Origin of the sequence: Oerskovia sp. NPDC060338, from assembly GCF_042726295.1 — a bacterium.
Taxonomy (GTDB): domain Bacteria; phylum Actinomycetota; class Actinomycetes; order Actinomycetales; family Cellulomonadaceae; genus Oerskovia; species Oerskovia merdavium.
Genome location: NZ_JBHXCQ010000001.1, coordinates 303,801 through 330,131 on the forward strand (window position 1 = coordinate 303,801; position 26,331 = coordinate 330,131).

Annotated in this window: 19 protein-coding genes; 2 read left to right on the forward strand and 17 right to left on the reverse strand. The window is 73.6% G+C overall.

Features of this window, described 5'->3' with window-relative positions; genetic code table 11:
* Positions 1 to 112: 112 nt before the first annotated feature.
* Positions 113 to 1,279, reverse strand: coding sequence for a hypothetical protein (locus tag ACFWGN_RS01385; RefSeq protein WP_377615340.1), 1,167 nt, complete (start codon positions 1,277 to 1,279; stop codon positions 113 to 115).
* Between the two features lie 116 nt (positions 1,280 to 1,395).
* Here ACFWGN_RS01385 and ACFWGN_RS01390 point away from each other — a divergent pair, with 116 nt between their 5' ends.
* Positions 1,396 to 2,322, forward strand: coding sequence for a CPBP family intramembrane glutamic endopeptidase (locus tag ACFWGN_RS01390; RefSeq protein WP_377615341.1), 927 nt, complete (start codon positions 1,396 to 1,398; stop codon positions 2,320 to 2,322).
* Between the two features lie 76 nt (positions 2,323 to 2,398).
* On the opposite strand, the gene ACFWGN_RS01395 is transcribed toward ACFWGN_RS01390, so the two are convergent.
* From ACFWGN_RS01395 to ACFWGN_RS01415, 5 genes are all read right to left on the reverse strand, one after another.
* Positions 2,399 to 4,129, reverse strand: a complete 1,731-nt coding sequence (locus ACFWGN_RS01395) for a dipeptide ABC transporter ATP-binding protein (protein ID WP_377615342.1) — start codon at positions 4,127 to 4,129, stop codon at positions 2,399 to 2,401.
* The gene (locus tag ACFWGN_RS01400; RefSeq protein WP_191805220.1) at positions 4,126 to 5,175 is read right to left on the reverse strand and encodes an ABC transporter permease; all 1,050 of its coding nucleotides are present in this window, start codon (positions 5,173 to 5,175) and stop codon (positions 4,126 to 4,128) included. The genes ACFWGN_RS01395 and ACFWGN_RS01400 overlap by 4 nt, the downstream gene beginning before the upstream one ends.
* 1 nt (position 5,176) lies before the next feature.
* Positions 5,177 to 6,289: an ABC transporter permease gene (locus ACFWGN_RS01405; protein ID WP_377615343.1), complete on the reverse strand. Its 1,113-nt coding sequence runs from the start codon at positions 6,287 to 6,289 to the stop codon at positions 5,177 to 5,179.
* Positions 6,290 to 6,438: 149 nt separating this feature from the next.
* Positions 6,439 to 8,085, reverse strand: coding sequence for an ABC transporter substrate-binding protein (locus ACFWGN_RS01410; protein WP_377615344.1), 1,647 nt, complete (start codon positions 8,083 to 8,085; stop codon positions 6,439 to 6,441).
* 311 nt (positions 8,086 to 8,396) lie between these two features.
* Positions 8,397 to 9,353, reverse strand: a complete 957-nt coding sequence (locus ACFWGN_RS01415) for an HdeD family acid-resistance protein (RefSeq protein WP_377615345.1) — start codon at positions 9,351 to 9,353, stop codon at positions 8,397 to 8,399.
* A 224-nt stretch (positions 9,354 to 9,577) separates the two neighbouring features.
* On the opposite strand from ACFWGN_RS01415, the gene ACFWGN_RS01420 reads away from it, so the two are divergent.
* The gene (locus ACFWGN_RS01420) at positions 9,578 to 12,445 is read left to right on the forward strand and encodes a flippase-like domain-containing protein (protein ID WP_377615346.1); all 2,868 of its coding nucleotides are present in this window, start codon (positions 9,578 to 9,580) and stop codon (positions 12,443 to 12,445) included.
* 25 nt (positions 12,446 to 12,470) lie between these two features.
* On the opposite strand, the gene ACFWGN_RS01425 is transcribed toward ACFWGN_RS01420, so the two are convergent.
* The 11 genes from ACFWGN_RS01425 to pdhA all read right to left on the reverse strand — a co-directional run bounded on the left by ACFWGN_RS01425 (position 12,471) and on the right by pdhA (position 26,184).
* On the reverse strand, positions 12,471 to 13,631 hold the full coding sequence (locus ACFWGN_RS01425; protein WP_377615347.1) for an acetyl-CoA C-acyltransferase: 1,161 nt from the start codon (positions 13,629 to 13,631) through the stop codon (positions 12,471 to 12,473).
* The gene (locus tag ACFWGN_RS01430) at positions 13,628 to 14,374 is read right to left on the reverse strand and encodes a 3-oxoacid CoA-transferase subunit B (protein ID WP_377615348.1); all 747 of its coding nucleotides are present in this window, start codon (positions 14,372 to 14,374) and stop codon (positions 13,628 to 13,630) included. Before ACFWGN_RS01430 ends, ACFWGN_RS01425 begins: the two co-directional genes overlap by 4 nt.
* A 1-nt stretch (position 14,375) precedes the next feature.
* A complete protein-coding gene (locus ACFWGN_RS01435; RefSeq protein ID WP_191805371.1) occupies positions 14,376 to 15,248 on the reverse strand; it encodes a CoA transferase subunit A in 873 nt (290 codons plus the stop codon).
* A complete protein-coding gene (locus ACFWGN_RS01440) occupies positions 15,245 to 16,099 on the reverse strand; it encodes an HpcH/HpaI aldolase/citrate lyase family protein (protein ID WP_377615349.1) in 855 nt (284 codons plus the stop codon). The genes ACFWGN_RS01435 and ACFWGN_RS01440 overlap by 4 nt, the downstream gene beginning before the upstream one ends.
* Entirely contained in the window at positions 16,096 to 16,641 is a 546-nt protein-coding gene (locus ACFWGN_RS01445) for a MaoC family dehydratase (RefSeq protein WP_377615350.1), read from the reverse strand. The genes ACFWGN_RS01440 and ACFWGN_RS01445 overlap by 4 nt, the downstream gene beginning before the upstream one ends.
* 194 nt (positions 16,642 to 16,835) lie before the next feature.
* Positions 16,836 to 18,020 carry an acyl-CoA dehydrogenase family protein gene (locus ACFWGN_RS01450; RefSeq protein WP_377615351.1) on the reverse strand — a complete coding sequence of 395 codons (1,185 nt, stop codon included), beginning with the start codon at positions 18,018 to 18,020 and terminating at the stop codon, positions 16,836 to 16,838.
* Positions 18,017 to 20,341: a biotin carboxylase N-terminal domain-containing protein gene (locus ACFWGN_RS01455; RefSeq protein ID WP_377615352.1), complete on the reverse strand. Its 2,325-nt coding sequence runs from the start codon at positions 20,339 to 20,341 to the stop codon at positions 18,017 to 18,019. The genes ACFWGN_RS01450 and ACFWGN_RS01455 overlap by 4 nt, the downstream gene beginning before the upstream one ends.
* Before the next feature lie 5 nt (positions 20,342 to 20,346).
* On the reverse strand, positions 20,347 to 21,975 hold the full coding sequence (locus ACFWGN_RS01460; protein WP_377615453.1) for a carboxyl transferase domain-containing protein: 1,629 nt from the start codon (positions 21,973 to 21,975) through the stop codon (positions 20,347 to 20,349).
* Between the two features lie 44 nt (positions 21,976 to 22,019).
* Positions 22,020 to 23,915 carry a dihydrolipoamide acetyltransferase family protein gene (locus tag ACFWGN_RS01465; protein WP_377615353.1) on the reverse strand — a complete coding sequence of 632 codons (1,896 nt, stop codon included), beginning with the start codon at positions 23,913 to 23,915 and terminating at the stop codon, positions 22,020 to 22,022.
* Positions 23,915 to 24,946, reverse strand: coding sequence for an alpha-ketoacid dehydrogenase subunit beta (locus ACFWGN_RS01470; protein WP_377615354.1), 1,032 nt, complete (start codon positions 24,944 to 24,946; stop codon positions 23,915 to 23,917). The genes ACFWGN_RS01465 and ACFWGN_RS01470 overlap by 1 nt, the downstream gene beginning before the upstream one ends.
* Positions 24,943 to 26,184 (reverse strand): pyruvate dehydrogenase (acetyl-transferring) E1 component subunit alpha, encoded by a 1,242-nt coding sequence (gene pdhA / locus ACFWGN_RS01475; RefSeq protein WP_377615355.1) that lies wholly within the window; start codon positions 26,182 to 26,184, stop codon positions 24,943 to 24,945. The genes ACFWGN_RS01470 and pdhA overlap by 4 nt, the downstream gene beginning before the upstream one ends.
* Positions 26,185 to 26,331 lie beyond the last annotated feature (147 nt).

The window sequence follows — 26,331 nt, forward strand, 5'->3', positions numbered from 1 at the left end:
GGGTGTGCGCTTGGGTTGCCCCGGTACCGAACGCGCCCGCCGACAAGGGACTCCCGGCCCCTGATCCGCGTGGATCAGGGGCATCTACTCACTTCTCGGCAGCGGAGCGCTGTCAGGACGTCGCGGAACCCGAGGTGCCCGCGCCCGGGACGCCCTCCGCGCCTGTGCCGCTCCCCGCACCGCTACCGGTTCCCGTGCCGGGCAGCTGTTCGAGGTCGGTACCTCCCGAGCCGGAGCCCGCGCCCGAGCCGCCGGTGTCCCCGCCCGTCCCCGGGGTCGGGTCCGGGGCCGGCGTGACCGGCGTGGTCGGCTCGGGGTCCGGGACCGTCGTCGGAGGATCGGTCGGCGTGGGCGTCGACGTGGTCTCGCTCGGCGCCGGGCTGGGCGTGGTGCCCGAGCTCGGCACGTCGGTCGAGGTGTCGGTCGTGCCACCGGTGTCGCCCGTCGTGCCATCTGTTGCCGCGGGCTCGCGCGAGACGACGTGGCTGATGGTCGTCCCCGAGCCCTCCTCGCCGCGCAGGATCTCGCTCAGGGGCCGCCCGGCGATCACCTCGACCAGGGTCACGCCCACGAGGAGCACGACGAACACCGCGACGGTCGACAGGATCAGGGTCCGCCGGCTCGGCCGGCTCGGACCTGCCGCGTCGTCGTCGGTCCCGTCGCCCGCTCCCCCGTCCTCCGAGGCGTCACCGTCCTCGGAGAGGTCCGTGGCGCCGTCGGGCCCGTCGACTGCCTGCCCGGCCGCCGTGCGCAGGTCGCCGAGGTCCGTCCCGTCGAGGTCGGCCGGGTCCAGGACCGCGGTGTCCGCGACCCTCCCCGTGCCGCCGACCGCAGGAAGCACCGCGGTGCCGCTCCTGGTCGCGTCCTCGTCCTCAGCCGACCCGCCGTCGGAACCGTCGGAACCGTCCGACCCACCCGCGCCCTGCCCGTGCGACCCCGCGAGCGTCGGCAGCAGGACCTTGCGCCCGTTCTTGCCGACCGGCAGGACGACGCCCGCCTGGAGGGCCGCCTTCATCTGGCGCCGCGTCTTGAGGATCGAGCGCGTGTAGAGGTTGTTCCCGACGATCGTCAGGACCGAGGCGATGCCCGCACCGATGATCGTCCCGGCGACCCCCAGGTACGACAGCAGGACCGTCGAGCTCACGGCAGCGAGCGCACTCGCGACGACCTGGGTGACGGAGAGGCCTGGCGGCTTCTCGTCGAGGTCGTCGTCGGTGGCGCCCTGCGCAGGGGCGTCTCGGGCGGTCGGGCTGAGGGAGGGGGGTCTGTTCGAAGTCACGGTCCTCCCAGCGTAGGAAACCGGTCTGCACGCCCTCCGGACGCCTGTTGACCAACCCACGAGGATTGTGTGAAGACCGCTCGGCGCGCCTTCGCACGGGGTGCTATAACGACCAGGTGACCACTCCCCCCGGCACTCCCCCCGGCTCTGGCGCCGAGCCAGCAGTACCGCCCAGCATGCCGCGCGAGCCCGGACCGGCGGGGGTCGACGTAGCGCCCGCGGGCGAGGCCGGAGGCGGGAAGCGGTCCCGCTGGGCACCGACGACGGCCGACCGGCCCGAGACCCGCCGCCGCATCGGGGCCGAGATCTGGATCCTGCTGGGACTGAGCCTCGGCCGGTCGGGCGTCTACGCGGTCGTCAACATCATCGCGCGCCTCACCGAGGGCACCCCGCTCGCCCAGCAGAGCGCGAGCCTCAACAACAGCCAGTCGCCCCGCCCGTACCTCGACCTGACCTATCAGATCCTCAGCATCGGGTTCGCGCTCATCCCGGTCGCGCTCGCGCTCTACCTGCTCTCGGCGCGCGGCCGCTCGGTCACCCGGGCGATCGGGCTCGACGGCAGCCGGCCGTGGCGCGACACGGGCTGGGGCGTCGCGCTCGCCGCGGTCATCGGCATCCCGGGCCTGGGTCTGTACGTCGCCGGGCGCGCCCTGGGGATCACGGTCGAGATCAACCCGGCCAACCTCGCCGACTACTGGTGGACCGTCCCGATCCTGATCCTCGCGGCTCTCCAGAACGGACTGCTCGAGGAGGTCATCGCGGTCGCGTACCTGTTCGAGCGCACCAAGGACCTGGGTTGGGGGCGCGTGAAGTTCGTCGTGTGGAGCTCGCTGCTGCGCGGCTCGTACCACCTGTACCAGGGCATCGGGCCGTTCATCGGGAACGTCGTCATGGGCGTCGTGTTCTCGTGGTTCTACACGAGCAGGTGGGGGCGCCACCGCGTGATCCCGCTCGTGATCGCCCACACGATCCTCGACGTGGTCGCGTTCGTGGGCTATGCCCTGCTGCCGCGCGAGTGGCTCGAGGCGCTGGGGGTCGGGTAGTGGCACATCGCTGAGTGCGGAGTTCTTGCGCGACACGCCGGGCGTGTCGCGCAAGAACTCCGCACTCAGCGGACCGTCAGACCCGCAGCGCCGCCAGCTCGTGCCGGCGCTCGGCCTGGAGCACCGGGTCCGGCACGGGCAGCGAGGCCAGGAGCTGCTTGGTGTAGGTGTGCTGCGGAGCGCCCAGCACCTCGGCCGACGTCCCCTCCTCGACGAGCCTGCCGCGGTAGAGCACCGCGATCCGGTCGGCGAGCAGGTCCACGACCGCGAGGTCGTGGCTGATGAACAGGCACGCGAACCCCAGCTCGCGCTGGAGCTCGGCGAACAGCTCGAGCACGCGAGCCTGGACCGAGACGTCGAGCGCCGACGTCGGCTCGTCCGCGACGAGCAGCTCGGGATCGAGCGCGAGGGCCCTGGCCAGGCTCGCGCGCTGGCGCTGGCCGCCGCTCCGCTCGTGCGGGTAGCGGTCGCCGTACGCACGTGGGAGCTGGACCGACTCGAGGAGCTCGTCGACGCGGCCACGGGCGTCCCCCGCGTCGGCGGCCCGCCCGTGCACCACGAGCGGCTCGGCCACGCACTCGGCGATCGTGAGCAACGGGTTGAAGCTCGACGCCGGGTCCTGGAACACGAACCCGATGCGCGGGCGCACGGGCCGCACGTCGCGCTCGCGCGCGCCCCGCATCTCGACGCCCAGCACCGACAGCGACCCGCCCGTCACCGGGGTGAGGCCTCCGATCGCCCGGCCGATGGTCGTCTTGCCCGAGCCCGACTCGCCCACGAGCCCCAGCACCTCGCCAGGACGGATCGACAGGTCCACCCCGTCGACCGCGACGAACGCGGGCTTGCGGAACCGGCCCGGGTACTCGATCCGCAGCCCCTGGGCCACGACCACGGGAGCCCCCTCGGCCCAGCCGTCGGCACGCGCCTCGACCCGGGCCGCCGCGTTGACCACGCCCCCGCCGACGCGCGGGACCGCGTCCAGGAGGGCGCGCGTGTACTCGGCCTGCGGGTCCTCGAACAGCGACCGCACGTCGGCCTGCTCGACGACCTTGCCCTGGTACATCACGGCCACGCGGTCCGCGAGGTCCGCGACCACGCCCATGTTGTGCGTGATGAGCACGATCGCGGTCCCGAACTCGTCGCGGCAGCGCCGCAGCAGGTCGAGGATCTCGGCCTGGACGGTCACGTCGAGCGCGGTCGTCGGCTCGTCCGCGACGATGAGCCCGGGGTCGAGCACGAGCGCCATCGCGATGACGATGCGCTGCTTCTGACCGCCCGAGAACTGGTGCGGGTACTTGTCGACCGCCGTCTCGGGGTCGGGGATCCCGACGCGGCGCAGCACGTCGACCGCCTGCCGGCGCCCTTCCGCGCGGCGTACGCGCCGGTGTGCGCGCAGCCCCTCGACGATCTGCCACCCCACGGTGAAGACGGGGTTGAGCGCGGCCGACGGCTCCTGGAAGACCATCGCGACGTCCGTACCGCGCACGGCCCGCAGCTGGGAGCGGCTGAGGGAGACCACGTCGGACTCGCTCGTCCCCGCCTTGTTCGAGAGCACGACGGCGCCACGCGCGGTCGCGGTCTCCGGCAGCAGACCGAGGATCGTCTTGGCCGTCACGGTCTTGCCGCTGCCGCTCTCGCCGACGACCGCGAGGACCTCGCCCGGGGCGACCTCGAGGTCGACCCCGTCGACCGCGAGGATGGGTCCTGCGTCGGTCGCGAACGAGACCGTGAGGTCCCGGATGGTGACGACCGCGCCCTGCTCGCGCGACGTCGTCGGGCCTTCGCCTGCTGACTGCTGCGCGCTCACGGGCGCACCTCGATTCCCTCGTCGCCCAACGTCCCCGAACCTTCCAGACCGCCCAGCCCCGCCGGGCCGGCCGTGAGCGACCCTCCCGGCACGACCGACGTCTCCGCGACCTCGCCCGCCCCGACCGCTGCCGCCCGGCGGCTGCGCAGGCGCGGGTCGGCCAGGTCGTTGAGGCTCTCGCCCACGAGCGTGATGCCCAGGACCGCGAGCACGATCGCGAGGCCCGGGAAGAGCGCGGTCCACCAGATGCCGCTCGTCACGTCGGACAGCGACTTGTTGAGGTCGTAGCCCCACTCGGCCGCGGCCGTCGGCTCGATCCCGAAGCCCAGGAACCCGAGCCCCGCGAGCGTGAGGATCGCCTCGGACGCGTTGAGCGTCACGATGAGCGGGAGCGTGCGCGTCGCGTTGCGCAGCACGTGGCGACCCATGATGCGGCGGTGCGGCGTGCCGATCACGCGCGCCGAGTCGATGTACGCCTCGGCCTTGATCCGGACCGTCTCCGCACGGATCACCCGGAAGTACTGCGGGATGAAGACCACCGTGATCGAGAGCGCGGCCGCGAGGATGCCGCCCCACAGCTTGGACTGGCCCCCGCTGATGACGATCGCGAGCAGGATCGCGAGGAGCAGCGACGGGAACGCGTAGATCGCGTCGCACACGACCACGAGCACGCGGTCGAGCCACCCGCCGAAGTACCCCGAGACCAGGCCCAGCAGGATGCCGATCACGATCGACGCCGCGATCGCGACCACGATCACCAGGGCCGCGGTCTGCGCGCCCCAGATCACGCGCGACAGGACGTCGTAGCCGCCCACGGTCGTGCCGAGCAGGTGCTCGGCCGACGGCGGCTGCTGCGCGCCGAACGCCCCGTCCGCGTTGCGGAGCTGGCTGTACCCGTAGGGCGCGAGCAGCGGCGCGGTCAGAGCCGTGAGGAGGAAGAGCCCCGTGATGATCAGGCCCGCGACGAGCATGCCGCGCTGGAGCCCGACGCTCTGACGGAGCTGGTGGACCACGGGCAGGCGGCCCCAGGAGAGTCGTCGTGCCATGTCAGTACCTCACCCTCGGGTCGATGAGCGCCGCGATGACGTCCACGAGGAAGTTCGTGACCGCGACGATCACGGCCAGCAGGACGACGATCCCCTGGACCGCGACGAAGTCACGGGCTTGGAGGTACTGCGAGAGCATGAAGCCGAGGCCCTTCCACTCGAAGGTCGTCTCGGTCAGGACCGCCCCGGCCAGGAGCATCGCGATCTGCATGCCCATGACGGTGATGATCGGGATGAGCGCGGGGCGCCACGCGTGCGTGCGGACGAGGCGACGCTCCGAGACGCCGCGCGAGCGGGCCGCGTCGACGTAGTCGGTCGCGAGCGTCCCGATCACGTTGGTCCGCACGAGGCGCAGGAACACCCCGGCGGTCAGGAGCCCCAGGGCGACCCCGGGCAGGACCGCGTGCATCAGGACGTCGCCCAGGACGGCGGGGTCGCCCGTACGGATCGCGTCCACGACGTAGAAGCCCGACGGGTCGGGCAGCGAGAGCATCTGCAGCTCGGCCCCGGTCGAGGCACGGCCCGCGACGGGGAACCAGCCGAGGCCGACCGAGAAGATCAGCTTGAGCAGGAGGCCCGCGAAGAACACGGGGGTCGCGTAGCAGAGGATCGCGAAGACGCGCAGGAACGCGTCGGGGATCCGGTCGCGGTGGTGGGCTGCGAGCAGCCCGAGCGGGATGCCGACCAGGAACGCGATGATCAGCGCGTAGACCGCGAGCTCGAGCGTCGCCGCACCGTAGGTCGTGAGGATCTCGGAGACCGGCCGGTTGTCGCTGATCGTGGTGCCGAAGTCGCCGCGCAGGATCCCGCCCAGGTACTCGAGGTACTGGACGATGATCGGGCGGTCGTAGCCGGCCGCGTGGATGCGCTCGGCGAGCTGGTCGGCGCGGAGCCGGCCGCCGAGCGCCGCGGTGATGGGGTCGCCCGTCGCGCGCATGACGAAGAAGACGGTCGTCACGAGGATGAAGACGGTCGGGATGATGAGGAGGAACCGGACCAGGACGTACCGTCCCAGCCCACCTCCTCCGGACGTCCTGGGCCGCGGGGTGGTCGAGCGTGGGGTCCGGGCGCCTGGCGGGTCCGCCGTGGTCACCTGGTCGGTCGTCGTGGTCATGTCGTCCGTTCGTCGTGGTCCGAGCCACGCTGCTCGGTTGCCTGCGGTGCTGCGCCGCGGCGGCGCCGCTCGCACGGCCCGCCGGGGAGTCGTCGGACCCCTGGGCGGCCCGGCCGTCGCCGGTCGGGCCGCCCAGGGGTCCTCGTGGATCAGCTCTTCGAGAGTGCTCCGTAGCGGAACTTGAACGACGCGTCGAGCGTGTCCTCGGTCCCGTCGACGCCCGTGCCGACGACCGCGACCTGGGCTCCCTGGAGGTACGGGACGGTCGAGAGGTCGGCGGCGACCTTCTCCTGGATCTCCTCGATGAGGGCCGTGCGGGCTGCCGCGTCGGGCGTGGCTGCCTGCTGGAGGATCAGGTCGTTGACCTCCTGGTCGTCGTAGTGGTTCGCGAGGAAGTTCTCCTGGAGGAAGAACGGCGTGAGGTAGTTGTCGGCGTCCGAGTAGTCCGGGAACCAGCCGAGCTGGTACGCCGGGTAGACGTCGGCCGTGCGGTCCTTGGCGTACTGGACCCACTCGGTGGTCTGCAGGTTGACCGTGAACAGGCCGCTCTTCTCGAGCTGGTCCTTGATGAGCGCGTACTCCTCGCCGGACGACGGGCCGTAGTGGTCGTTGCTGTACTGCAGGTCGAGCACGACGGGGACCGTGACTCCCGCTGCCTCGAGCGCGGCCTTGGCCTTGTCGGCGTCGGCTCCGCCCTGCCCGTCGCCGTAGAGCTCCTTGAGGGGCTCGACCGCGCCGGTCAGGCCCGCGGGGACGTACGAGTACAGCGGCGTGTAGGTGCCCTTGTAGACCTGGGTCGCGATCTCCTCGCGGTCGATCAGGTCGGCGACGGCCTGGCGCACGGCGAGGGCCTTGGCCGGGTCCGCGCCCTCGGCCTTGGCGCCGTAGGGCTGGGAGTCGAAGTTGAACGTGATGTAGCGGATCTCGCCGCCGGGCCCGTCGACGACCTTGACCTTGTCGTTGCCACGGAGGTCGTCGATGTCGGTCGCGGACAGGCTGCGGAAGGCGACGTCGATGTTGCCCTCCTGGATGTCCAGCTTCAGGTTGGAGGCGTCGGTGTAGTACTTGGTGTTGACCTTCGCCGTCTTCGCCTCGCCGAGCACGCCCTGGTAGTCGGGGTTGGCCTCGTAGGAGATGAGGTTGTTGAAGTCGTACTTGGCGATCGAGTACTGCCCGGCGAACGCCTTGCCCGCGACGATGTCGGCGTCCGGGGTCAGCGCGTCGGCCGCGAACACCTCCTCGTCGACGATGGGGCCGGCGGGGCTCGACAGGATCTGCGGGAAGACCTGGTCGTCGGGCGACTTGAGCGTGAAGACGACGGTCGTCTCGTCGGGGGTCGCGACGCTCTCCAGGTTGTAGAGCAGCGAGGCGGGGCCGTTCTCGTCGTTGATCGCGACCTGACGGTCGAACGTGAACTTCACGTCGGAAGACGTGAGGTCGTGGCCGTTGGCGAACTTCAGGCCCGGCTTGAGCTTGACGGTGTACTCGGTGGGTGCGGTGAACTCGGCGGACTCCGCGATGTCGGGCTCGACGTCCGGGCTGCCGTAGGGGGTGTTGAGCAGGAACGGGAACACCTGGTTCATGACCGCGAACGACCCGTTGTCGTAGGAGCCGGCCGGGTCGAGCGTCGTGACCTTGTCGGTCGTGCCGATCGTCAGCGCGCCTCCTGCGCTCGCGTTGCTGCTGCCGCCGTCCTCGTTCGTCCCGCTGCCGCTGCCGCACGCCGTGAGCGTGAACGTCACGACGGCGATGCCTGCCGTTGCGGCGAGGAGCCGCTTCCTCGAAACGGTCGTCATCCGTCACACCTCTTCTTCACCGGTCATGAGGTGGGTGCGCGGTGGCGCTCCCACGGCCTGGTTCTGCGACCAAGGTCCGTGATGTCTAACACACTGTTGTTTCGGTCAAGCACCCCGGAACGGCTCTGCACGGCGGTTCCGGGCATCTTGTTACCGGGTCGTAACCCCCGGCGCCACATGGTGAGACGGATCACAGCCGTGAAGTTACCGGGGAGTACGTTCCGGTGCGTCACGGCCTTTTCGTGGCGGCGGCGGCCGCTGCGCGGGCACGCCCGCTCCAGGCTGCCAGCGCTGTCACTCGCGGGGCGCGCTCACCGCCAGGACGTCCCCTGCCCGACGCCGGAGCCGGGCTCGGGCGACCCCGTCGCCTCGTCGGGAGCGGGGGTCGGCCCGTGGTCCTCCGCCGGGACGTCGGACGCGCTCCCGGCGCCGGCCCCCTCGACGGCGGGCTCGGCCGACGGTCCCGACGACAGCTCGCCGCCCGACCCGGCCACGTCCCCGGTCGCCTCACCACCCGCGGTGAGCTCCGCCGTCGGGCCGGATGCCGGTGCGCTCCCCGCAGCGGGCGCCGCCGCGGCCTCCGCGACCACCGGGGCCGTGGCCCCCGCGCCCAGCACCGACCCTCCCGTGACGACCACACCCGCCGCGACCGCCTGCGCGCGCAGGTCCGCGAGCTCGCGCGCGACCGACCGGACCCCGAAGCCCGAGACCACGTGGATCGACCCTGCGACGAACGCGTACAGCCCGAACACGACGACCGTCAGGCTCAGGACGTCGTCCGCGTCGACGGGGCGCGTCACGAGCAGCAGGCCGAACAGCGTCGAGACGATGCCGAACGTCAGCAGCCACGGCCACCCCAGGTCCCGGTTGCGCACGAGCCCGGCCGCGCCGACGATCGCCGTGATCCCCAGCACCAGGACCCACACGACCAGGACGTAGTACAGCGCGGTCACGCTGAGGTCCGGCCAGAACATGACCGCGGCGCCGAACAGCAGGTTGACGGCCGCCTGCGCGAGCCACCACGTCCACCCGACCTGCTTGCGGTGCGCCAGGCCCTGGACAGCGACGAGGACCGCGTCCGCCACGAGGAAGATCCCGAACACCCAGCGCAGCGTCTCGAGCGCCTCGAGCGGCTGGATCATGAGCAGCAGGCCGAGGACGACCAGGAGCAGCCCGCGCACCACGGGGAGCCACCAGACGTTCTTGAACGCGTTGAGCGGCTCGGGGATCTCCACCGCGTCCTGCCCCGTGCGCCTGCTGCGGACCATGAGCCACCACCGTTCCTCGTGCGCCGCCCACCCCACCCCGCGCCGGGGCGAGCGCCCTCGGCGCGCCTGCCGGGATGGGAGCGCTACCTGCGTTCATCCTGCTGGAGGTTGGTCACACTCGCCCGGCGAAGCGGGCCGGACAACGGGAGCAAGCGGGCAAATCACCCGGGAGAAAGTGGCGTAATACCGCGCCTCTCGGGACCTCCCGCCCTAGACTCGCAAGCATGTCTGCGCGTGCTCACGACCCGGCCGGTCCTCCGGCGACGGCGGAGCCACGCCCCCACGTCCACGAGGTCGGGTCGTTCGAGACGACCGAGCCCGCGACCCCGGACCCGCGCTCGTTCCGCGCGTTCCTGGCGACCCCGCGCGCGGTCGGGGACGGGACGGACCCCACGGTCCAGATCGTCGACACCCCCGAGGCGCGCGTGCGCCACCCGAGCGACCTCGTCGGGATCGTGCTGTGCGCGCTGGGGGTCGCGCTCGTCATGTTCATGTCCGTGTACGCGCACGGCACCACGGCGGGCGTGGCAGAGGACGTCCAGGGGTTCTCCGACCTCCTCGCCCGGATCCTCTTCATCCCGGTCGCGGTCCTCGAGGGGCTCGTGACCCTCGCGATCCCCACCGCGGTCCTCATCGAGCTCGGCATCCGCAAGCTCGGCCGTCAGGTCGTCGAGTCGATCGCCGCGGCCGCGCTCGGCATGCTGCTGGGCATCGCCATGACGTACTCGGTCGTGACCTTCGGGTCCGACGACCTGATCCAGGGGCTGTCGGTCCGCATCCGGGGCGAGTGGCAGCTCAGCATCCCCGGCTACGTCGCGGCGATCAGCGGCCTGCTGACCGCGGCCGGCCCTCGCACCCGACGCCGGACGGTCGCCTGGTCCTGGAACCTCCTGTTCATCGCGCTCGGCGTCGTCCTCATCACGGCCCAGGTCTCGCTGCCCGGCGCGATCATCACGCTCCTGCTCGGCCGGATCGCCGGCAACGCCGTCCGCTGGGTCTCCGGGGTGCGCAGCGAGCGCGCCTACGGCCCGCACCTGGTCGACGGCGTGCGGCGGGCGGGCTACTCGCCCACCGCGCTCGTGCGCGTGCGCGACGTGTCCCAGCCCGCGGAGCTCGCCGAGGCTGCCGAGGACCCCATCACCGAGGTCAACGCCGAAGGCGAGATCACGGGCGAGGTGCACGTCGGCGTCGTGCGCATCGCCGGCTCGGACGAGGAGTCGGCGCTCACCGCGGACGCGCGCATCACCGCCGACCACCTGTCCGGCGCCCTCGGCGAGGGGGTCAGCGAGCCCGCCGAGGCCCCGTCGGACCCCGCGGCCATCGCCCTGACCCGCTCCGGGGACAACCGCGTCTACGCGATGTTCACCGAGGACGGCGTGCGCCGCGACGTCGTGGTGCTCGACGGCGACCGCCAGGTCGTCGGCTTCATCACGCGGTTCTGGCGCTCGCTGCGCCTGCGCGGCATCGAAGGACGCGCCGCGATCTCGCTCAAGGCCGTGGCCGAGCGCACCGCGCTGCTCGCCTACGCGGCCCGCGCCGCAGGCGTCCGGACGCCCCGCCTGCTGGGCGTCGCCGAGGCCGACGACTCGATGATCCTGGTCCAGGAGCACGCGGTCGGCGCGGTCTCGCTGCGCGACCTGCCCGACGACGAGGTCACCGACGCCGTCCTCACCGAGGCCTGGCACCAGATCCAGCTCGCGCACGACGCGGGGCTCTCGCACCGCGCACTGACCTCCGACGTCATGCTCGTCAGCCGGGGCGAGCCGGGCGGCGCCTCGACGCACCCCGCAGGGACGGGCACGGACCCCGCGTCGGCGACCGTCGACCTCCGCCCCGAGGGCGCCGAGGCCGGCCCCGACGACTCCGAGGTCAAGGTCTGGCTCACCGGCTGGGAGCAGGGAGACATCGCGTCGTCCGAGCTGTCGCGCCGCATGGACCTCACGCAGATGGTCGCGCTCCTCGCGCTCCGCGTGGGCGCACAGCGCGCCGTGGCCTCGGCCGTGAGCGTGCTGCCCAACGAGGACATCGCGGCGATCGGGCCGCTCCTCCAGTCGATCGCGCTGCCCGTGAGCACGCGTGAGGAGATGCGCGCCAACAAGGAGCTGTTCAAGGACCTGCGGGCTGCGCTCGTCGAGCGCCTGCCGGAGACCGACGTCGAGCCCCAGCGCATCACCCGCTTCGGGGCCAGGACGATCATCACGCTGACCCTGACGATCGTCGCGGTGACCGTGGTCGTCACGACCATGAACTTCCAGCAGATCACCGAGGCCGTCTCCCAGGCCAACCCCTGGTGGGCCGTCATCTCGTTCGCGCTGGGCATCCTCACCTGGTTCGGGGCGGCCCTGACGTTCGTGGCGTTCTCGCCCGTCAAGCTGCCCATGATCCGGGCGACGCTGACACAGATGGCCGGGTCGTTCGTGGCTCTCGCGGCCCCGGCCGGGATCGGTCCTGCTGCGCTCAACCTGCGCATGCTCACCAAGCGGAACGTCTCGACCCCCATGGCCGTCGCGACCGTGGCACTGGTCCAGGTGTCGCAGTTCGTCATCACGATCCTGCTGCTGGTCGTCCTGTCGATGACCGCTCGTTCCGGCGGCCTCATCAAGCTGCCCTCGACCACCGTGCTGCTCGCGATCACGGGCGTCGCGCTCGCCGTGATCGCGACGCTGCTCGTCCCGGCCGTCCGGCGGTGGGTGCTCGCGAAGATCCGGCCCACCGTCCAGCAGGTCTGGCCGCGACTGTCCGAGATGCTGAGCCAGCCGGGGCGTCTGGCCCTCGGCTTCGGCGGGAACATCATCATGACGCTCGGCTACGTGCTCGCGTTCGACGCGGCCCTCGCGGCGTTCGGCCAGGAGCTCGCGCTCGTCGACGTGGCCGTGATCTACCTGGTCGGCAACGCGGCCGGCGCCGCGGTCCCGACCCCCGGCGGCCTGGGCACGATCGAGATCGCCCTGACCGCGGGGCTGACCGCTGCCGGCATCCCGCCAGCGATCGCGACGTCCGCGACGATCCTGTTCCGCGTCGCGACCTACTGGGCCCGCATCCCGATCGGCTGGGCCGCGATGCGCTTCCTGCAGCGCAAGGGCGACCTGTAGCGCGGCCTCCCGGCCACCCGACGCCCTACCCCTGCAGCACCACCGCGGACCCCTGCCCCCCGCCGCCGCACAGCGCGGCCGCCCCCACGGCGTCGCCGCCCAGCGCCGCGAGCCGTCGCGCGAGGTGACCGACGATGCGCGCGCCCGACGCCCCGATGGGGTGCCCGAGCGCGATGGCCCCACCGTTGGCGTCGACGATCGCGGGATCGATCCCCAGCAGGTCCACCGACGCGAGGGCCACGACCGCGAACGCCTCGTTGATCTCGACCGCGGACAGCTCGCCGACCTCGAGCCCGGCCCGGGCGCAGGCCGCGACGATCGCGTTCGCGGGCTGCGCGTGCAGCGAGACGTCCGGTCCGGCGACCAGGGCGTGCCCCAAGATGCGGGCGCCCGTCAGCCCGCGGCGCTCCGCCTCCTCGTCGCTCACGAGCACGAGCGCCGCAGCACCGTCGGAGATCTGCGACGCGTTCCCGGCCGTGATGGTGCCGTCCTCGCGGAAGGCCGGGCGCAGCCGCGCCAGGACCTCGACCGTGGTGTCGGCGCGCACACCGTCGTCGGCCTCGACGAGCCTCCCGGATCGCCCAGGGGTCTGGAACGGCGCGATCTCGCCCCGCAGGAAGTCCGCCGCCGCGGCGGCCCGCGCGTGCGACGACGCCGCGAACCCGTCCTGCTCCTCCCGGCTGATCGCGAGCCCCTCGCCGTGCCGTTCCGTGCTGAGCCCCATCGAGTCGCGCTCGAACGCGTCGCGCAGCCCGTCGTGGGCGAGCGTGTCGACGAGGGTCACGTCGCCGTACTTCTGGCCCGCGCGCGACCCGACCCACGCGTGCGGCGCGAGGCTCATGGACTCCTGCCCCACGGCCACGACGACCTGGGCCTCGCCCGCGGTGATGAGCCGGTGCGCCTGCACCACGGCCTCCATGCCGGACAAGCACACCGCGTTGAGCGTCATCGCGGGCACCGAGTAGGGCACGCCCGCGCCGACGGCGGCCTGCCGCGCGGGGTTCTGACCGGCCCCGCCCTGGAGCACCTGTCCGGCGAGGACGAGCTCGACGTCGTCGGGCGCCATACCTGCGTCCGCGAGCGCCGCGCCCAGCGCGTGCGCCCCGAGCGTCGCGGCGGGCACGGTCGCGAAGGCGCCGTTGAAACGCACGAAGGGGGTGCGTGCGTACCCCACGATGACGGTCATGGTTCCTCCTGGTGTCCTGGGCGGGTCCGGGTGCGGGAGGTCGCTCCGGCGGGGGCGTCCGGCACCGCCAGCCCGACGACGTAGCTCGCCTCGGTCGCGTCGCGCACCTCGTCGAGGGTCACGCCGGGCGCGACGGCACGGAGGACGAGGCCGCGGCGCAGGCCGGTCGCGTCCGCCCCGGCAGCACCGGGGCCGAGGTCGACGACGTCGAAGACCGCGCGGTCCGTGATGATCCGGTCCACGACGCCCTGGCCCGTGAGCGGCAGCCCGCACGCGTGCCGGACCTTGGGCGACCCGTCGCGCGCCACGTGGTCCATGAGGACGACGATGCGCGGCGTGCCCGCGACGAGGTCCATGGCCCCGCCCATGCCCTTGACGAGCTTCCCGGGCACGGTCCAGTTGGCGAGGTCGCCCGTCTCGGAGACCTCGAGCGCGCCGAGGATCGCGATGTCGACGTGCCCGCCCCGGATCATGGCGAACGACGTCGCGGAGTCGAAGTAGCTCGCGCCCGGCAGTGCCGTGACGGTCTGCTTGCCCGCGTTGATCAGGTCGGCGTCCTCCTCGCCGTCGAGAGGGAACGGCCCGATCCCCAGCATCCCGTTCTCGCTCTGCAGCGTGATCGAGACACCGGGCGGCAGGTGGTTCGCGACGAGCGTGGGGATGCCGATCCCGAGGTTCACGTAGTCGCCGTCGTGCAGCTCGGCCGCAGCGATCGCGGCCATCTCGTCCCGGTCCCAGGGCATCTCAGGCCTCCCGTCCTGCGGCGGGCACCGGGCCGGCGGCCTCGGCACTCCTGCTCGATCCGGCGCCGTCCCCGCCCGCCGCGGGCGCGGCAACCCCGTCCGCAGCGCCGCGAGCCCGCACCGTGCGCTGCTCGATGTCCTTGACCCGCGGCCGCGCGGGCACGAGCCGGTCGACGAAGATCCCGGGCGTGACCACGACGTCGGGGTCGAGGGGCTCGTCGGTCAGGATCTCGGCCTCGACGACCGTGACGCGGCCGGCCGTCGCGACGAGCGGGTTGAAGTTCCGTGCCGTGAACCGGTAGGTGAGGTTGCCGTAGGCGTCCGCCCGGTGGGCGTGCACCAGCGCGAGGTCGGCGACGATGCCGCGCTCGAGGACGTAGCGACGCCCGTCGAACTCCTCGACGGGCTTGCCCTCCGCGACGGGTGTCCCCACGCCCGTCGCGGTGTAGAACGCGGGGATGCCCGCACCACCCGCGCGCAGCCGCTCGGCGAGCGTGCCCTGCGGGACGAACTCGACCTCGAGGTCGCCGTCGAGGTACCGCTGCGCGAACAGCTTGTTCTCCCCCACGTAGGACGAGAGGACCTTGTCGACCTGGTCGCTCTCGAGCAGCAGCCCGAGCCCCTTGCCGTCGACGCCCATGTTGTTGGACACCACCGTCAGGCCCCGCACCCCCGAGTCGCGCACGGCCTCGATGAGGTCGGCCGGGATGCCGCACAGCCCGAACCCGCCGACGGCGATCGTCATCCCGTCGTGCAGCAGGTCGTCGAGCGCGGTGGCCGCGTCGGGGTAGCCCTTGGCACCCTGCGGGTCGCTCCTCGCGTCTCGTCGAGGCCGAGCGTCGTCGCTCGGCGGCCGCGTTCCGTCGGTCGTCATGTCGGCCTGCTTCCTGTGCGGAGAGGGTCCGGGTCCGTGCGCCGGGCCGCGTCGGCCCGCCGCAGCACGGCCTCGGCGTGCCGGAGCGAGGGGCCGTCGATCATCACGCCGTCGTGCACGAACACGCCGTCGTGCCCGCGTGCGGCGGCCAGCAGCGAGCGGGCCGCGGACACGTCGCCGGGGGGCGGCGCGTAGGCCGCCCGGATCACGGGGACGTGCGACGGGTGGATGCACGCGGTCGCGGCGAACCCGACGGCCGCGGCGTCGAGGGCCTCGTCGCGCAGCCCGTCGAGGTCGTCGATCGCGAGGTGCACCGCGTCGACCGCGGCGACGCCCGCGGCCCCCGCGGCGAGCAGCACCCCGGAGCGCGCGGCCCGTGCGACGTCCCGGTAGCTCCCGTCGGCGAACCTGCTCGACGTCCCGCCGAGCGAGGCGACCAGGTCGTCGGCGCCCCACATGAGCGCGACGACCCCCGGGCGCCGGGCCAGCTCGGGCGCGGCCAGCACGCCCGCGGCCGTCTCGCACAGCGCGACCACGCGCAGCCCGCCGAGGTCGAGCGGCAGCCGCTCGTCGGCCTTGGGCACCATGACGGTCCGGTAGGCGGTGCGGGCGAGCGCGGCCAGGTCCGCGAGGTGCTCCCGGGTCCCGACCGCGTTGACCCGCACGATCGTCCGCGACGGGTCGAGGGGCTCGGCGAGCAGCGCCTCGCGGGCAGCGGCCTTGCGGTCGGGTGCGACCGCGTCCTCGAGGTCGAGGATCACGGCGTCGGCGCGGTCGAGGGCCTTGCGGTACCGGTCGGGCCGGTCGGCGGGGCAGAAGAGGAGCGCGGGCCCCAGGTCGAAGGTCGTCACGAGGGACCGTCCCCCTGCCCGACGGCGTCGCCCGCCACCGGGCCCGGCTCGCCCCCGGTGGTGGTGGCCGCCTCGTGCGCGACGCGCGTCCACACGAGCGCCGACCGCACGGCCCGCGCGACGAGCACGCCGTCCTGGTTGTGGCCGCGGTGCTCGAACGTCACGACGCCCTGCCCGGGCCGCGACACGGACGGCCGCTTCTCCAGGACCACGGTCGAGGAGTACAGGGTGTCGCCGTGGAACATCGGGTGCGGGAACGCGACCTCGGCGAACCCGAGGTTGGCGACGATCGTGCCCTGCGTGAGCTGCGCGACCGAGGCCCCGACGAGCGTCGAGAGCGTGAGCATCGAGTTCACGAGGCGCTGCCCGAACGGCTGGGTCGCGGCCCACGCTGCGTCGAGGTGGAGCGACTGCGTGTTCATGGTCAGCGTCGTGAACAGGACGTTGTCGGCCTCGGTCAGCGTGCGCCCCGGGCGGTGGACGTAGCGGACCTCGGTCTCGAGCTCGTCGTAGTAGAGCCCGCGCTGCTCGATCTCCCGCATCCTGCGCTCCTTCCTGCTGGTCTGATGTGCGTCCCGGGTGCCGAGAACGAGGTCGCGGTCGTTCTGGCCGGCATATCGACCTCGACCTCGTCCTCGACTGCGCGGAACCTCGTTCTCGGCCCGGGCCCGTCGACGGTCGACGGTCGACGGGGTTAACCCGGGGTTAAGCCCTCACCGTCACCCCGGCCACGTCCTCACGCCGAGAGCCCCAGCCCTCGCGCGATGATCATGAGCTGCACCTCGGACGTCCCCTCCCCGATCTCGAGCACCTTGGAGTCCCGGTAGTGGCGGGCCACGGGGTTCTCGTTGAGGAACCCGTAGCCGCCGAAGATCTGCGCGGCGTCGCGCGCGTTGGCCATGGCGGCCTCGCTGCCCACGAGCTTCGCGATCGACGCCTCGACCTTGAACGGCACGTCGTTCGCGAGCCGCGACGCCGCGTCGTAGTAGCAGAGCCGCGCCTGGTGGACGCGGGCCGCCATGCGCGAGAGCGTGAACGCGATGTGCTGGTTCGAGCCGATGTCGCGGCCGAACACGTTGCGCGTCCGCGCGTACCGCAGCGCCTCCTCCAAGCACCCCTGCGCCGCCCCCGTCGCGAGCGCGGCGAACGCGATGCGCCCCTCGTCGAGCGCGTGCAGGAAGTTCGCGTACCCGCGCCCCTGCTCGCCCAGGAGGTTCGCCTCGGGGACCCGGACGTCCTCGAACGTCAGCGGGTGGGTGTCGGACGTGTGCCACCCGACCTTGTCGTACGCCGGCCCGACCGTGAACCCCTTCGTCCCCGAGGGCACGAGGATGCACGACAGCTCCTTCTTCACGGTCCCGTCGGCCCGGGTCTCCTCGCCCGTGACCGCGGTGACCGTGACGACGCTCGTGATGGGCGTCCCGGAGTTGGTGATGAACTGCTTGCTGCCGTCGATGACCCACACCCCGGCGCCGCCGTCGGGCCCGGTCTCGATCCGGGCCGTCGTGCGCGTGGCCCCCGCGTCCGATCCCGCCTCTGCCTCGGTCAGCCCGAACGCCGCGAGCGCCCGGCCCGTGACCAGGTCCGGCAGCCACCGCTCTCGCTGCGCCGCGGTCCCGTGCCGGGCGATCGGCATGATCCCGAGCCCGACGCCGGCCTCGAGCGTGACCGCGATGCTCTGGTCGACGCGCGCGAGCGCCTCGACCGCGAGGCACAGCGACAGGTAGTCCTTGCCCTGGCCCCCGTGCTCGACCGCGAAGGGCAGACCGAACAGCCCCAGGTCGCCCATCTCGCGGATGATGTCGAGCGGTAGGCGGCGCTCGGTGTCGTACGTGTACGCGGCGGGCGCGACGACGGTGTCCGCGAACTCGCGCACGGTGTCGCTGAGCTTGCGCTGCTCGTCGGTGAGCTCGGTGTTCATGGCGCTCCTGGGGTGTGGGAGGGGACGGCGACGGCCGGGGTACCGGCCTGGGTGTGCGTGGTCGGGGTCGGGCGGGCGGGGGTGGCGGGCTCGCCCGGACCCGCGGGCTCGCCTGCCGCGACCACCGCGGGGGCGGACCCGTCCGCCCGGGCGGCGCCGTCGTCGGGCACCTGGTCGACGCGCGCGACCACCTCGTCGCGGCGCACCAGGTCTCCCGGGCGGACCGTGAGCCGCACGACGCCCGCGTGCGGGGCGGTCAGCGGGTGCTCCATCTTCATGGCCTCGACCGTGACGAGGACCGTGCCCGCGGCGACGGTCTCGCCGTCCGCGACGGCGACCGTCACGACAGTGCCGGGCATGCCCGCGCGGACGTCGGGACTGGTGGGGCCCTCGGGGCCGCCGGGGCGGGCGACGGCGCGGAGGGCGAGGAGCTCGGCGCGCGTCGGGACCGCGACCTGGACCACTCGGCCCTGGCGCGCGAGCCACACGCTCGCGTCGGCGGGGTCGGTCGCGAGGTGCACGGTCTCGCCCACCCCGTCCACGACGTACCGCCACGCGTGCGCGCTGCCGGCGACGGGGGTCAGCGCGGCTCGCCGGGCCGGCCCCGGCCGTGGGCCCCCGTCGAGGTGCACGACGGCGTCGCCCACCTCTCCCGTCACGGTCGCCTCCCGGGGCGCGCGCGTCGAGGTCGTCGCGCCGGGAGTCGTGGGGCCGGGCGCCGTGTCGACCAGCGTGACCGTGCGCGGGTGCGGCGCGGCGTTGAGGCGCCAGCCGTCGTCGGCTCCCCACGGGCCGGCCGCGTGCGACGCTGCGCCCTGCGAGCCCGGCGCACCCTGGCGGGAGGCCCCCACCGCGAGCGCGAACAGCGCGACCGCCACGAGGTCGTCCTCGGTCGCCGTCCCCGAGGGCGCTCCCCCGCCCGCCACGAACCGCTCGATCAGCCCGGTGTCGAGGTCGCCGGACCGGACCTCCGGGTCCCCGAGGAGCGCCCGCAGGAAGCCGATGTTGGTGTCGACACCCAGGACGAGCGTCGCGGCGAGCAGCCGGTCGAGCCGGTCGAGCGCCTGGGCACGGTCGGCGCCGTGCGCGATGGCCTTCGCGAGCAGCGGGTCGTACTCTCCCCCGACGTGCAGCCCCGCGGTGAGGCTGCTGTCGAGACGCCACCCCTCGCCCCCCGGCTCGGCGAGCGCGAGGACGTCTCCCGTCGCGGGCAGGAACCCGCGGGCCGGGGACTCGGCGTAGACCCGCGCCTCGATCGCGTGGCCGCGCAGGACCACGTCGTCCTGTGCGAACCCCAGCGGCTCCCCCGCCGCGACGCGGAGCTGGGCCTCGACGAGGTCCAGGCCCGTGACCATCTCGGTCACGGGGTGCTCGACCTGCAGGCGCGTGTTCATCTCGATGAAGAAGAACGTGGCCGGGTCGTCGGCGGGCACGAGGAACTCGACCGTCCCCGCGCCCTCGTAGCCGACGCTGCGCGCGACCTCGCACGCGGCCTCCCCGATCCGATCACGTGCCGCGGCGTCGAGCAGCGGCGACGGTGCCTCCTCGACCACCTTCTGGTGACGGCGCTGGAGCGAGCACTCGCGCTCCCCCAGGTGCACGACGGCGCCGCGCGAGTCCGCGAGGACCTGCACCTCGATGTGGCGCGGCCGGGCGACCAGGCGCTCGACGAGCAGCGTGCCGTCGCCGAACGACCGGGTCGCGACGCGCCGGGCGCTCGCGAGCGCGGCCGGGAGGTCCTCGGCCGAGGTCACGACCTGCATGCCCTTGCCACCGCCACCCGCGGAGGGCTTGACCAGGAGCGGGAAGCCGACGTCGCGTGCGGCCAGGACGAGGGCCTCGTCGTCGAGCGCCGCGCCGGTCGCGGGGTCACGGCCCGTGCTGCCCGGTACGACCGGGACCCCGCGCGCAGCGACGATCTCCTTGGCCGTGATCTTGTCGGCCATGGCCTCGAGCGCCGCGACGCCCGGCCCGACGAACACGATGCCCGCCTCCGCGCAGGCCCGTGCGAGCTCGGGGTTCTCCGACAGGAAGCCGTAGCCGGGGTGGATCGCGTCGGCGCCCGTCGCGCGGGCCGCGTCGATGATCGCGGGCACGCTCAGGTACGACTCGGTCGCGGGGGCCGGGCCGATCCGCACCGCGACGTCGGCGAGGGACACGTGGCGCGCGCCGGCGTCGGCGTCGCTGTGGACCGCGACCGAGCGGATGCCGAGGTGCCGCAGCGTGGCGATGATGCGGCACGCGATCTCGCCACGATTCGCGACGAGGACCGTGCCGAAGGGCCGCGTCGCGGACGTGTCGGTGGTGCGCTGCGGGAGCATGGCCCTCACATCCTGAAGAGCCCGAACCGCGGGCCCTCGGTCGGGGCCAGCGGCGTGCGGGCGCACACGTCGAGCGCGAGCCCGAGCACGCGGCGCGTGTCGGCGGGGTCGATGACGCCGTCGTCCCAGAGCCGGGCCGTCGCGTAGTACGGGTCGCCCTGCTCCTCGTAGCGCGAGCGGATGTCCTCGCGGAAGGCGGCCTCGTCGTCGGGCGCCCACTGCTCGCCGCGCGCCGCGAGCTGGTCGGCCTTGACCGTCGCGAGCACCGACGCGGCCTGCGGGCCGCCCATGACCGAGATGCGGCTCGCGGGCCACGACCACAGGAAGCGCGGCGAATAGGCGCGCCCGCACATCGAGTAGTTGCCCGCCCCGAACGACCCGCCGACCACGACGGTCAGCTTGGGCACGCGCGTCGTCGCGACGGCCGTGACCATCTTGGCGCCGTCCTTGGCGATGCCCCCGGCCTCGGCGTCGGTGCCGACCATGAACCCCGAGATGTTCTGCAGGAACACGAGCGGGATGCCGCGCTGGTCGCACAGCTCGACGAAGTGCGCGCCCTTGAGCGCCGACGGGCTGAACAGGACGCCGTTGTTCGCGACGATCCCCACGGGGTGCCCGTGCAGGTGCGCGAACCCCGTGACCAGGGTGTCGCCGTACTCGCGCTTGAACTCGTGGAAGACGCTGCCGTCGACGAGCCGCGCGACGATCTCGCGCGCGTCGTAGGACGCCTGGACGTCGACCGGGACCGCGCCGTACAGGCTCTCGCCCGGCCCGCCGGGCTCGTCCTGCCCGACGGCGGGCGGCGCGCTCTCCTGCACGGCCCACGCGGGCGCGGGGTCGGGCGGGAGCGTCGAGACGATGCGGCGCACGATCGCGAGCGCGTGCTCGTCGTCCTCCGCGAGGTGGTCCGTGACCCCCGAGCGCCGCGCGTGCATCTCGCCGCCGCCCAGCTCCTCGGCCGTGACGACCTCGCCGATCGCGGCCTTCACGAGCGGCGGGCCACCCAGGAAGATCGTGCCCTGGTTGCGGACGATCACCGTCTCGTCGCTCATCGCGGGCACGTACGCGCCGCCCGCGGTGCACGAGCCCAGGACCGCCGCGATCTGGGGGATGCCCGCGGCCGAGAGCCGGGCCTGGTGGTAGAAGATCCGGCCGAAGTGGTCGCGGTCGGGGAAGACCTCGGCCTGGAGCGGCAGGAACGCGCCGCCCGAGTCGACCAGGTAGATGCAGGGCAGCCGGTTCTCGAGCGCGATCTCCTGGGCCCGCAGGTGCTTCTTGACCGTGAGCGGGTGATAGGTGCCCCCCTTGACGGTCGCGTCGTTGCACACGACCAGCACCTGGCGGCCCTCGACCAGGCCGATCCCCGCGATCACGCCCGCGCCGGGCCACTCGCCGCCGAACAGCCCTTCGGCCGCGAGCGGCGCGATCTCCAGGAACGGGCTGCCCTCGTCGAGCAGGTGCTCGACACGCTCGCGCGGCAGCAGCTTGCCCCGCGCGACGTGCCGGGCACGGGACTGCTCGGGGCCGCCGAGCGCGGCACGGGCCGTGCGCTCGCGCAGCCCGGCGACGAGGGCACGCTGGTCCGCGTCGTTGGCCCGGGCGCTCGCGGAGGCCGGGTCGACCGAGGTCCCCAGGACGTCGCCCACGCCCGGCGGGCGCGTGGTCGGCAGGGTCGCGGTCACGAGGCCGCCCCCGTCCTGGGCGCGGCCGGGTCGGCCGGGGTGCCCGGGTCGCCCGCTAGCAGCAGCGCGAGCGCCGGGTCGGCGAGCAGCGCGCCGAGCTCGGCGAGGAAGCGGGCGCCCTGCTCGCCGTCGACCACGCGGTGGTCGAACGACAGGCTCAGCGTCACGACGTCGCGCAGCGAGACCTGCCCCTCGTGCTCCCACGGGCGGCGGCGCACGGCCCCGACGCCCAGGATCGCGGCCTCCCCCGGGACCAGGATCGGTGTCCCGGCGTCGACGCCGAACACCCCGACGTTGGTGATCGTGAGGGTCCCGCCCGTCAGCCGCTCGGGCGCGGTGCGTCCGCTGCGGGCCGTCGCGGTGAGCTCCGCGAGCGCCTCGGCGAGGCCCGTGAGCCCGAGCGTGTGCGCGTCGGGCACGTGCGGCACGACGAGCCCTCGCTCGGTCGCGACCGCTATCCCCAGGTGCACGCGCGGGCTGTGGACGATCTCGGCGCTCCCGTCCGGCAGGTCCTCCCACCGGCTCGCGAGCGACGGGTGCCGGGGCAGCACCACGCACAGCGCCCGTGCCACGAGCGCCAGGACCGTGATGCGCGTCCCGCGGGCGAGGGGGTGGATCCGGAGGCGGTCGAGGAGCTCGGTGCTGGGCGTGACGTCGACCGTGAGGAACACGGTCGCCTGGGGAGCGGTGAAGGCGCTCGCGACCATCGCTGCGGCGGTGTGCTTGCGCACGCCGCGCACGGGGGTGCGGGTCTCGCTCTCGCGTCGCGCGTCCCGGCCCGACGACGTCGCCCCCGTCCCGTGGTCGGGCGCGGCAGGCGTGCGGTCCGCGTCGGGCGGGGGGAAGCTGCCGACGCGGCGGGCTGCCGCGCGGGCCAGCCCGGACTGACCGAGGATGTCGCGCAACGAGGTCGGCGCGAAGCGCCCCGTCGTGCGGAGGTCCGACTCGTCGTCGTGGCCGTCGACCCCGGTGGCGTCCTGACCCGTCGTCGCGCGGTCGGTCGCCTGCGACCGCCGGTCCACCCTCTGCTCGGTTCCGGCCCCCGGGCTGTCGCCGGCCCCGGTCTGTGCACAGCTCACGGCCGCGAGGACGTCCTCGCGGGTCACGAGACCGCGGGCGCCGGTCCCGACGACCCGTTCGAGATGGACCCCGAGGAGCTTGGCGAGCCTGCGCACGGGCGGGGTGGAGCGCGGTCGCTCGGTCGGGACGGGCGGGGCACCGTCCGGGGCTGCACCCGCACCCGCACCCGTGATGATGCCGGTGCCGACGCCTGCGCCAGTCCCGGTGCCAGTACCGGGACGCGGCCCGTGCTCCGGCCCGCTCGTCGAGATCGGGCTGGTGGGGGTCCCGACAGTGCTCCCGGCCCCCGTTTGCCCGATCTCGATCGCGCCCCGAGCGGGAGCGCGCCGGGCACGTCGCGCGGGGCGGCCCGACCGCTCCGGCCGCGCCCCGTAGCCGACGAGGTTCGGCTGAGGCGCCTCGTCGGCGAGCTCCCCGTCGCCGTCGGCCGAACTGCCCGCGGACGCACCGCCGTCGGGCACCTGGCCCGTCACGCCACCGCCACGCGCACGCCTCGCGGACGCCCCGCCGTCGGACCCCCGACCCGCCGACCCACCTGACGAGGGCGTGCCTCCCGGCACGTCGCCGTCGTCGGGGACCTCGAACGTCACGAGCGGTTCCCCGACGTTGACCGTCTGTCCCGGCTCGGCGTGCAGCGCCGTGACGACCCCGGCGTAGGGCGACGGGAGGTCGACGAGCGCCTTGGCGGTCTCGACCTCCGCGATGACCTGGTTGAGCTCGACCGTGTCGCCCGCGGCGACGTGCCAGCTCACGAGGTCGGACTCGGTGAGGCCCTCACCGAGGTCGGGCAGGCGGAACTCGCGCGTGCTCATCACCGTGCCGCCCCCTCGAACGCCGGGCTGTCGGACTCGTCGTACGCCCCTCGGCCCAGGACGCGGTCCACGCCGTCGAGCAGGCGGTCGAGGTCGGGGACCTGGTGCTGCTCGAGCTTGGCGGGCGGGTACGGGACGTCGTGACCCGTGACGCGGAACGGCGCGGCCTCGAGATGCTCGAAGCAGCGCTCGGTCGCCGCCGCGGCGATCTCGGCGCCCAGGCCCGCCTGGTGCGGGGCCTCGTGCGCGACGACCAGGCGGCCCGTCTTGCGGACCGACGCCGCCACGGTCGCGTGGTCGATGGGCGAGAGCGAGCGCAGGTCCACGACCTCGATCGACACGCCCTCGTCGGCGGCCGCGACGGCCGCGTCGCGAGCGGTCGTCACGAGCGACCCGAACGTCACGAGCGTGACGTCGGTGCCGGGCACGACGACGCGCGCCGCGTCCATGGGCGGTGCCGAACGGAGGTCGGCCGCCTCGTTGACCTCGCCCTTGAGGTGGTATCGACGCTTGGGCTCGAAGAACACGACCGGGTCGTCGCACGCGATGGCCTGCTGGAGAACGGTGTAGGCGTCCTGCGGGTCGGAGACGGTCACGACGCGCAGGCCCGCGGTGTGCGCGAAGTACGCCTCGGGCGACTCCGAGTGGTGCTCGGCCGCGCCGAGCCCCCCGCCCACGGGGATGCGGATCGTGATCGGCAGGCGCACCGCGCCGCCCGTGCGGGCGTGCATCTTGGCGAGCTGAGACACGATCTGGTCGAACGCGACGTACACGAACCCGTCGAACTGGATCTCGCACACGGGCCGGTAGCCGCGGTACGCGAGGCCCACGGCCGTGCCCAGGATGCCGGACTCGGCGAGGGGCGTGTCGAGCACGCGGCGCGGCCCGAACTCCTTCTGCAGCCCGTCGGTCACGCGGTACACGCCGCCGAGCCGGCCCACGTCCTCGCCCATGACGACGACCTTGTCGTCGTTCGCGAGCGACCTGCGCAGCCCCGCGTTGAGGGCCTTGGCGAGCGTCAGGGTGGTCATCGGGCGCCTCCGGTCGGTGCGTCGGTGGAGCCGGTTCGGGGGGTGTCGGTGCCGGGCTCGGCGGGGGCGTCGGTGCCGGGCTCGGCGACCTCGCCGGCGGCGCCCACGCCGGGCGCCTCGTCGCCGTCGGCGAACCCCTCCAGGTACTGCGCGTACGCGGCGCGCTCGGCCGCGAGCGCCGCGTGCGGCTCGGCGTAGACGTGGTCGAAGATCGTGAGCGCGGACGGGTCCTCGAGCGCGATGCACCCGGCGCGCAGCTCGGCCGCGGCCTGGTCGGCGATGCCCTGGACGCGGGCCTCCTCGGCCTCGGTGAGCAGGCCGAGCCCGGTGAGGTAGGTGCGGTACCGCGTGATCGGGTCGCGGCCGGCCCAGGTCTCGAGCTCGGCGGGGTCGCGGTAGCGCGTGGGGTCGTCGGCCGTGGTGTGCGGGCCCATGCGGTAGGTCACGGCCTCGATGAACGTGGGGCCGCCGCCCGTGCGGGCGCGGTCGAGGGCTTCGCGCGTCACGGCGAGGACCGCGAGGACGTCGTTGCCGTCGACGCGCACGCCCGGGAGGCCGAACCCCGCGGCGCGGTCGACGAGCGGCACGGTCGACTGGAGCGTCACGGGCTCCGAGATCGCCCACTGGTTGTTCTGGCACAGGAAGACCACGGGGGCTGCGTAGGTCGCGGCGAAGACGAACGCCTCGTTGACGTCACCTTGACTCATGGCGCCGTCGCCCAGGTAGGCGACCGCGACGGAGTCGGCGCCGTCGTTCTGGACGCCCATGGCGTAGCCCGTCGCGTGCAGGGTCTGCGCACCGATGATGACCTGCGGCGTGGCCATGTTGACCGCGTACGGGTCCCAGCCCGACGCCGTCACGCCGCGCCACACCCGCACGAGGTCGACGAGCGCGACGCCCCGCGTGTACGCCACGGCGTGCTCGCGGTAGCTCGAGAACACGAAGTCGTCGGTGCGCAGCGCCCTGCCGGACCCGATCTGCGCGGCCTCCTGGCCCAGCAGCGGGGGCCACAGCGCGAGCTCGCCCTGCCGTTGGAGGGCCGTGGCCTCGGCGTCGATCCGACGCACCACGACCATGTCCTCGTAGAGGCGCAGCGCGAGCGCGGGGTCCGCGTCGAGGCCTTCGAGCCACCGGTCCTGCTCCGCCGATCCGTGGCGTTCCCCGGTCTCGTCGAGCACCTGGACGACGTCCTGAGTCGTCCGGGTCTCGGCGCGGCTGTCCACCGTGCTGGGCGTCATCGCGTCACCTCGCGTCTGCTCCCGTGCTCGTCGTCGAGCACCCCGGTCCTCCCCGTCGAGCACCGGATACCGCGAACGTAACCCCACCCCGCACATGGCTCCAGTCATCACGAGAAGGCTGGTCAGTGTGCTGCGCGTCACAGGGAT

Bases quoted from the DNA above. Each gene is read 5' to 3' on its own strand.
- ACFWGN_RS01445 (WP_377615350.1), bottom strand. From the start codon at position 16,641: ATGCGGGAGATCGAGCAGCGCGGGCTCTACTACGACGAGCTCGAGACC.
- ACFWGN_RS01400 (WP_191805220.1), bottom strand. From the start codon at position 5,175: ATGGCACGACGACTCTCCTGGGGCCGCCTGCCCGTGGTCCACCAGCTC.
- ACFWGN_RS01450 (WP_377615351.1), bottom strand. From the start codon at position 18,020: ATGAACACCGAGCTCACCGACGAGCAGCGCAAGCTCAGCGACACCGTG.
- ACFWGN_RS01405 (WP_377615343.1), bottom strand. From the start codon at position 6,289: ATGACCACGACGACCGACCAGGTGACCACGGCGGACCCGCCAGGCGCC.
- ACFWGN_RS01415 (WP_377615345.1), bottom strand. From the start codon at position 9,353: ATGGTCCGCAGCAGGCGCACGGGGCAGGACGCGGTGGAGATCCCCGAG.
- ACFWGN_RS01425 (WP_377615347.1), bottom strand. From the start codon at position 13,631: ATGACCGTCATCGTGGGGTACGCACGCACCCCCTTCGTGCGTTTCAAC.
- ACFWGN_RS01470 (WP_377615354.1), bottom strand. From the start codon at position 24,946: ATGACCACCCTGACGCTCGCCAAGGCCCTCAACGCGGGGCTGCGCAGG.
- ACFWGN_RS01420 (WP_377615346.1), top strand. From the start codon at position 9,578: ATGTCTGCGCGTGCTCACGACCCGGCCGGTCCTCCGGCGACGGCGGAG.
- ACFWGN_RS01410 (WP_377615344.1), bottom strand. From the start codon at position 8,085: ATGACGACCGTTTCGAGGAAGCGGCTCCTCGCCGCAACGGCAGGCATC.
- pdhA (WP_377615355.1), bottom strand. From the start codon at position 26,184: ATGACGCCCAGCACGGTGGACAGCCGCGCCGAGACCCGGACGACTCAG.
- ACFWGN_RS01435 (WP_191805371.1), bottom strand. From the start codon at position 15,248: ATGACGACCGACGGAACGCGGCCGCCGAGCGACGACGCTCGGCCTCGA.
- ACFWGN_RS01455 (WP_377615352.1), bottom strand. From the start codon at position 20,341: ATGCTCCCGCAGCGCACCACCGACACGTCCGCGACGCGGCCCTTCGGC.
- ACFWGN_RS01430 (WP_377615348.1), bottom strand. From the start codon at position 14,374: ATGCCCTGGGACCGGGACGAGATGGCCGCGATCGCTGCGGCCGAGCTG.
- ACFWGN_RS01465 (WP_377615353.1), bottom strand. From the start codon at position 23,915: ATGAGCACGCGCGAGTTCCGCCTGCCCGACCTCGGTGAGGGCCTCACC.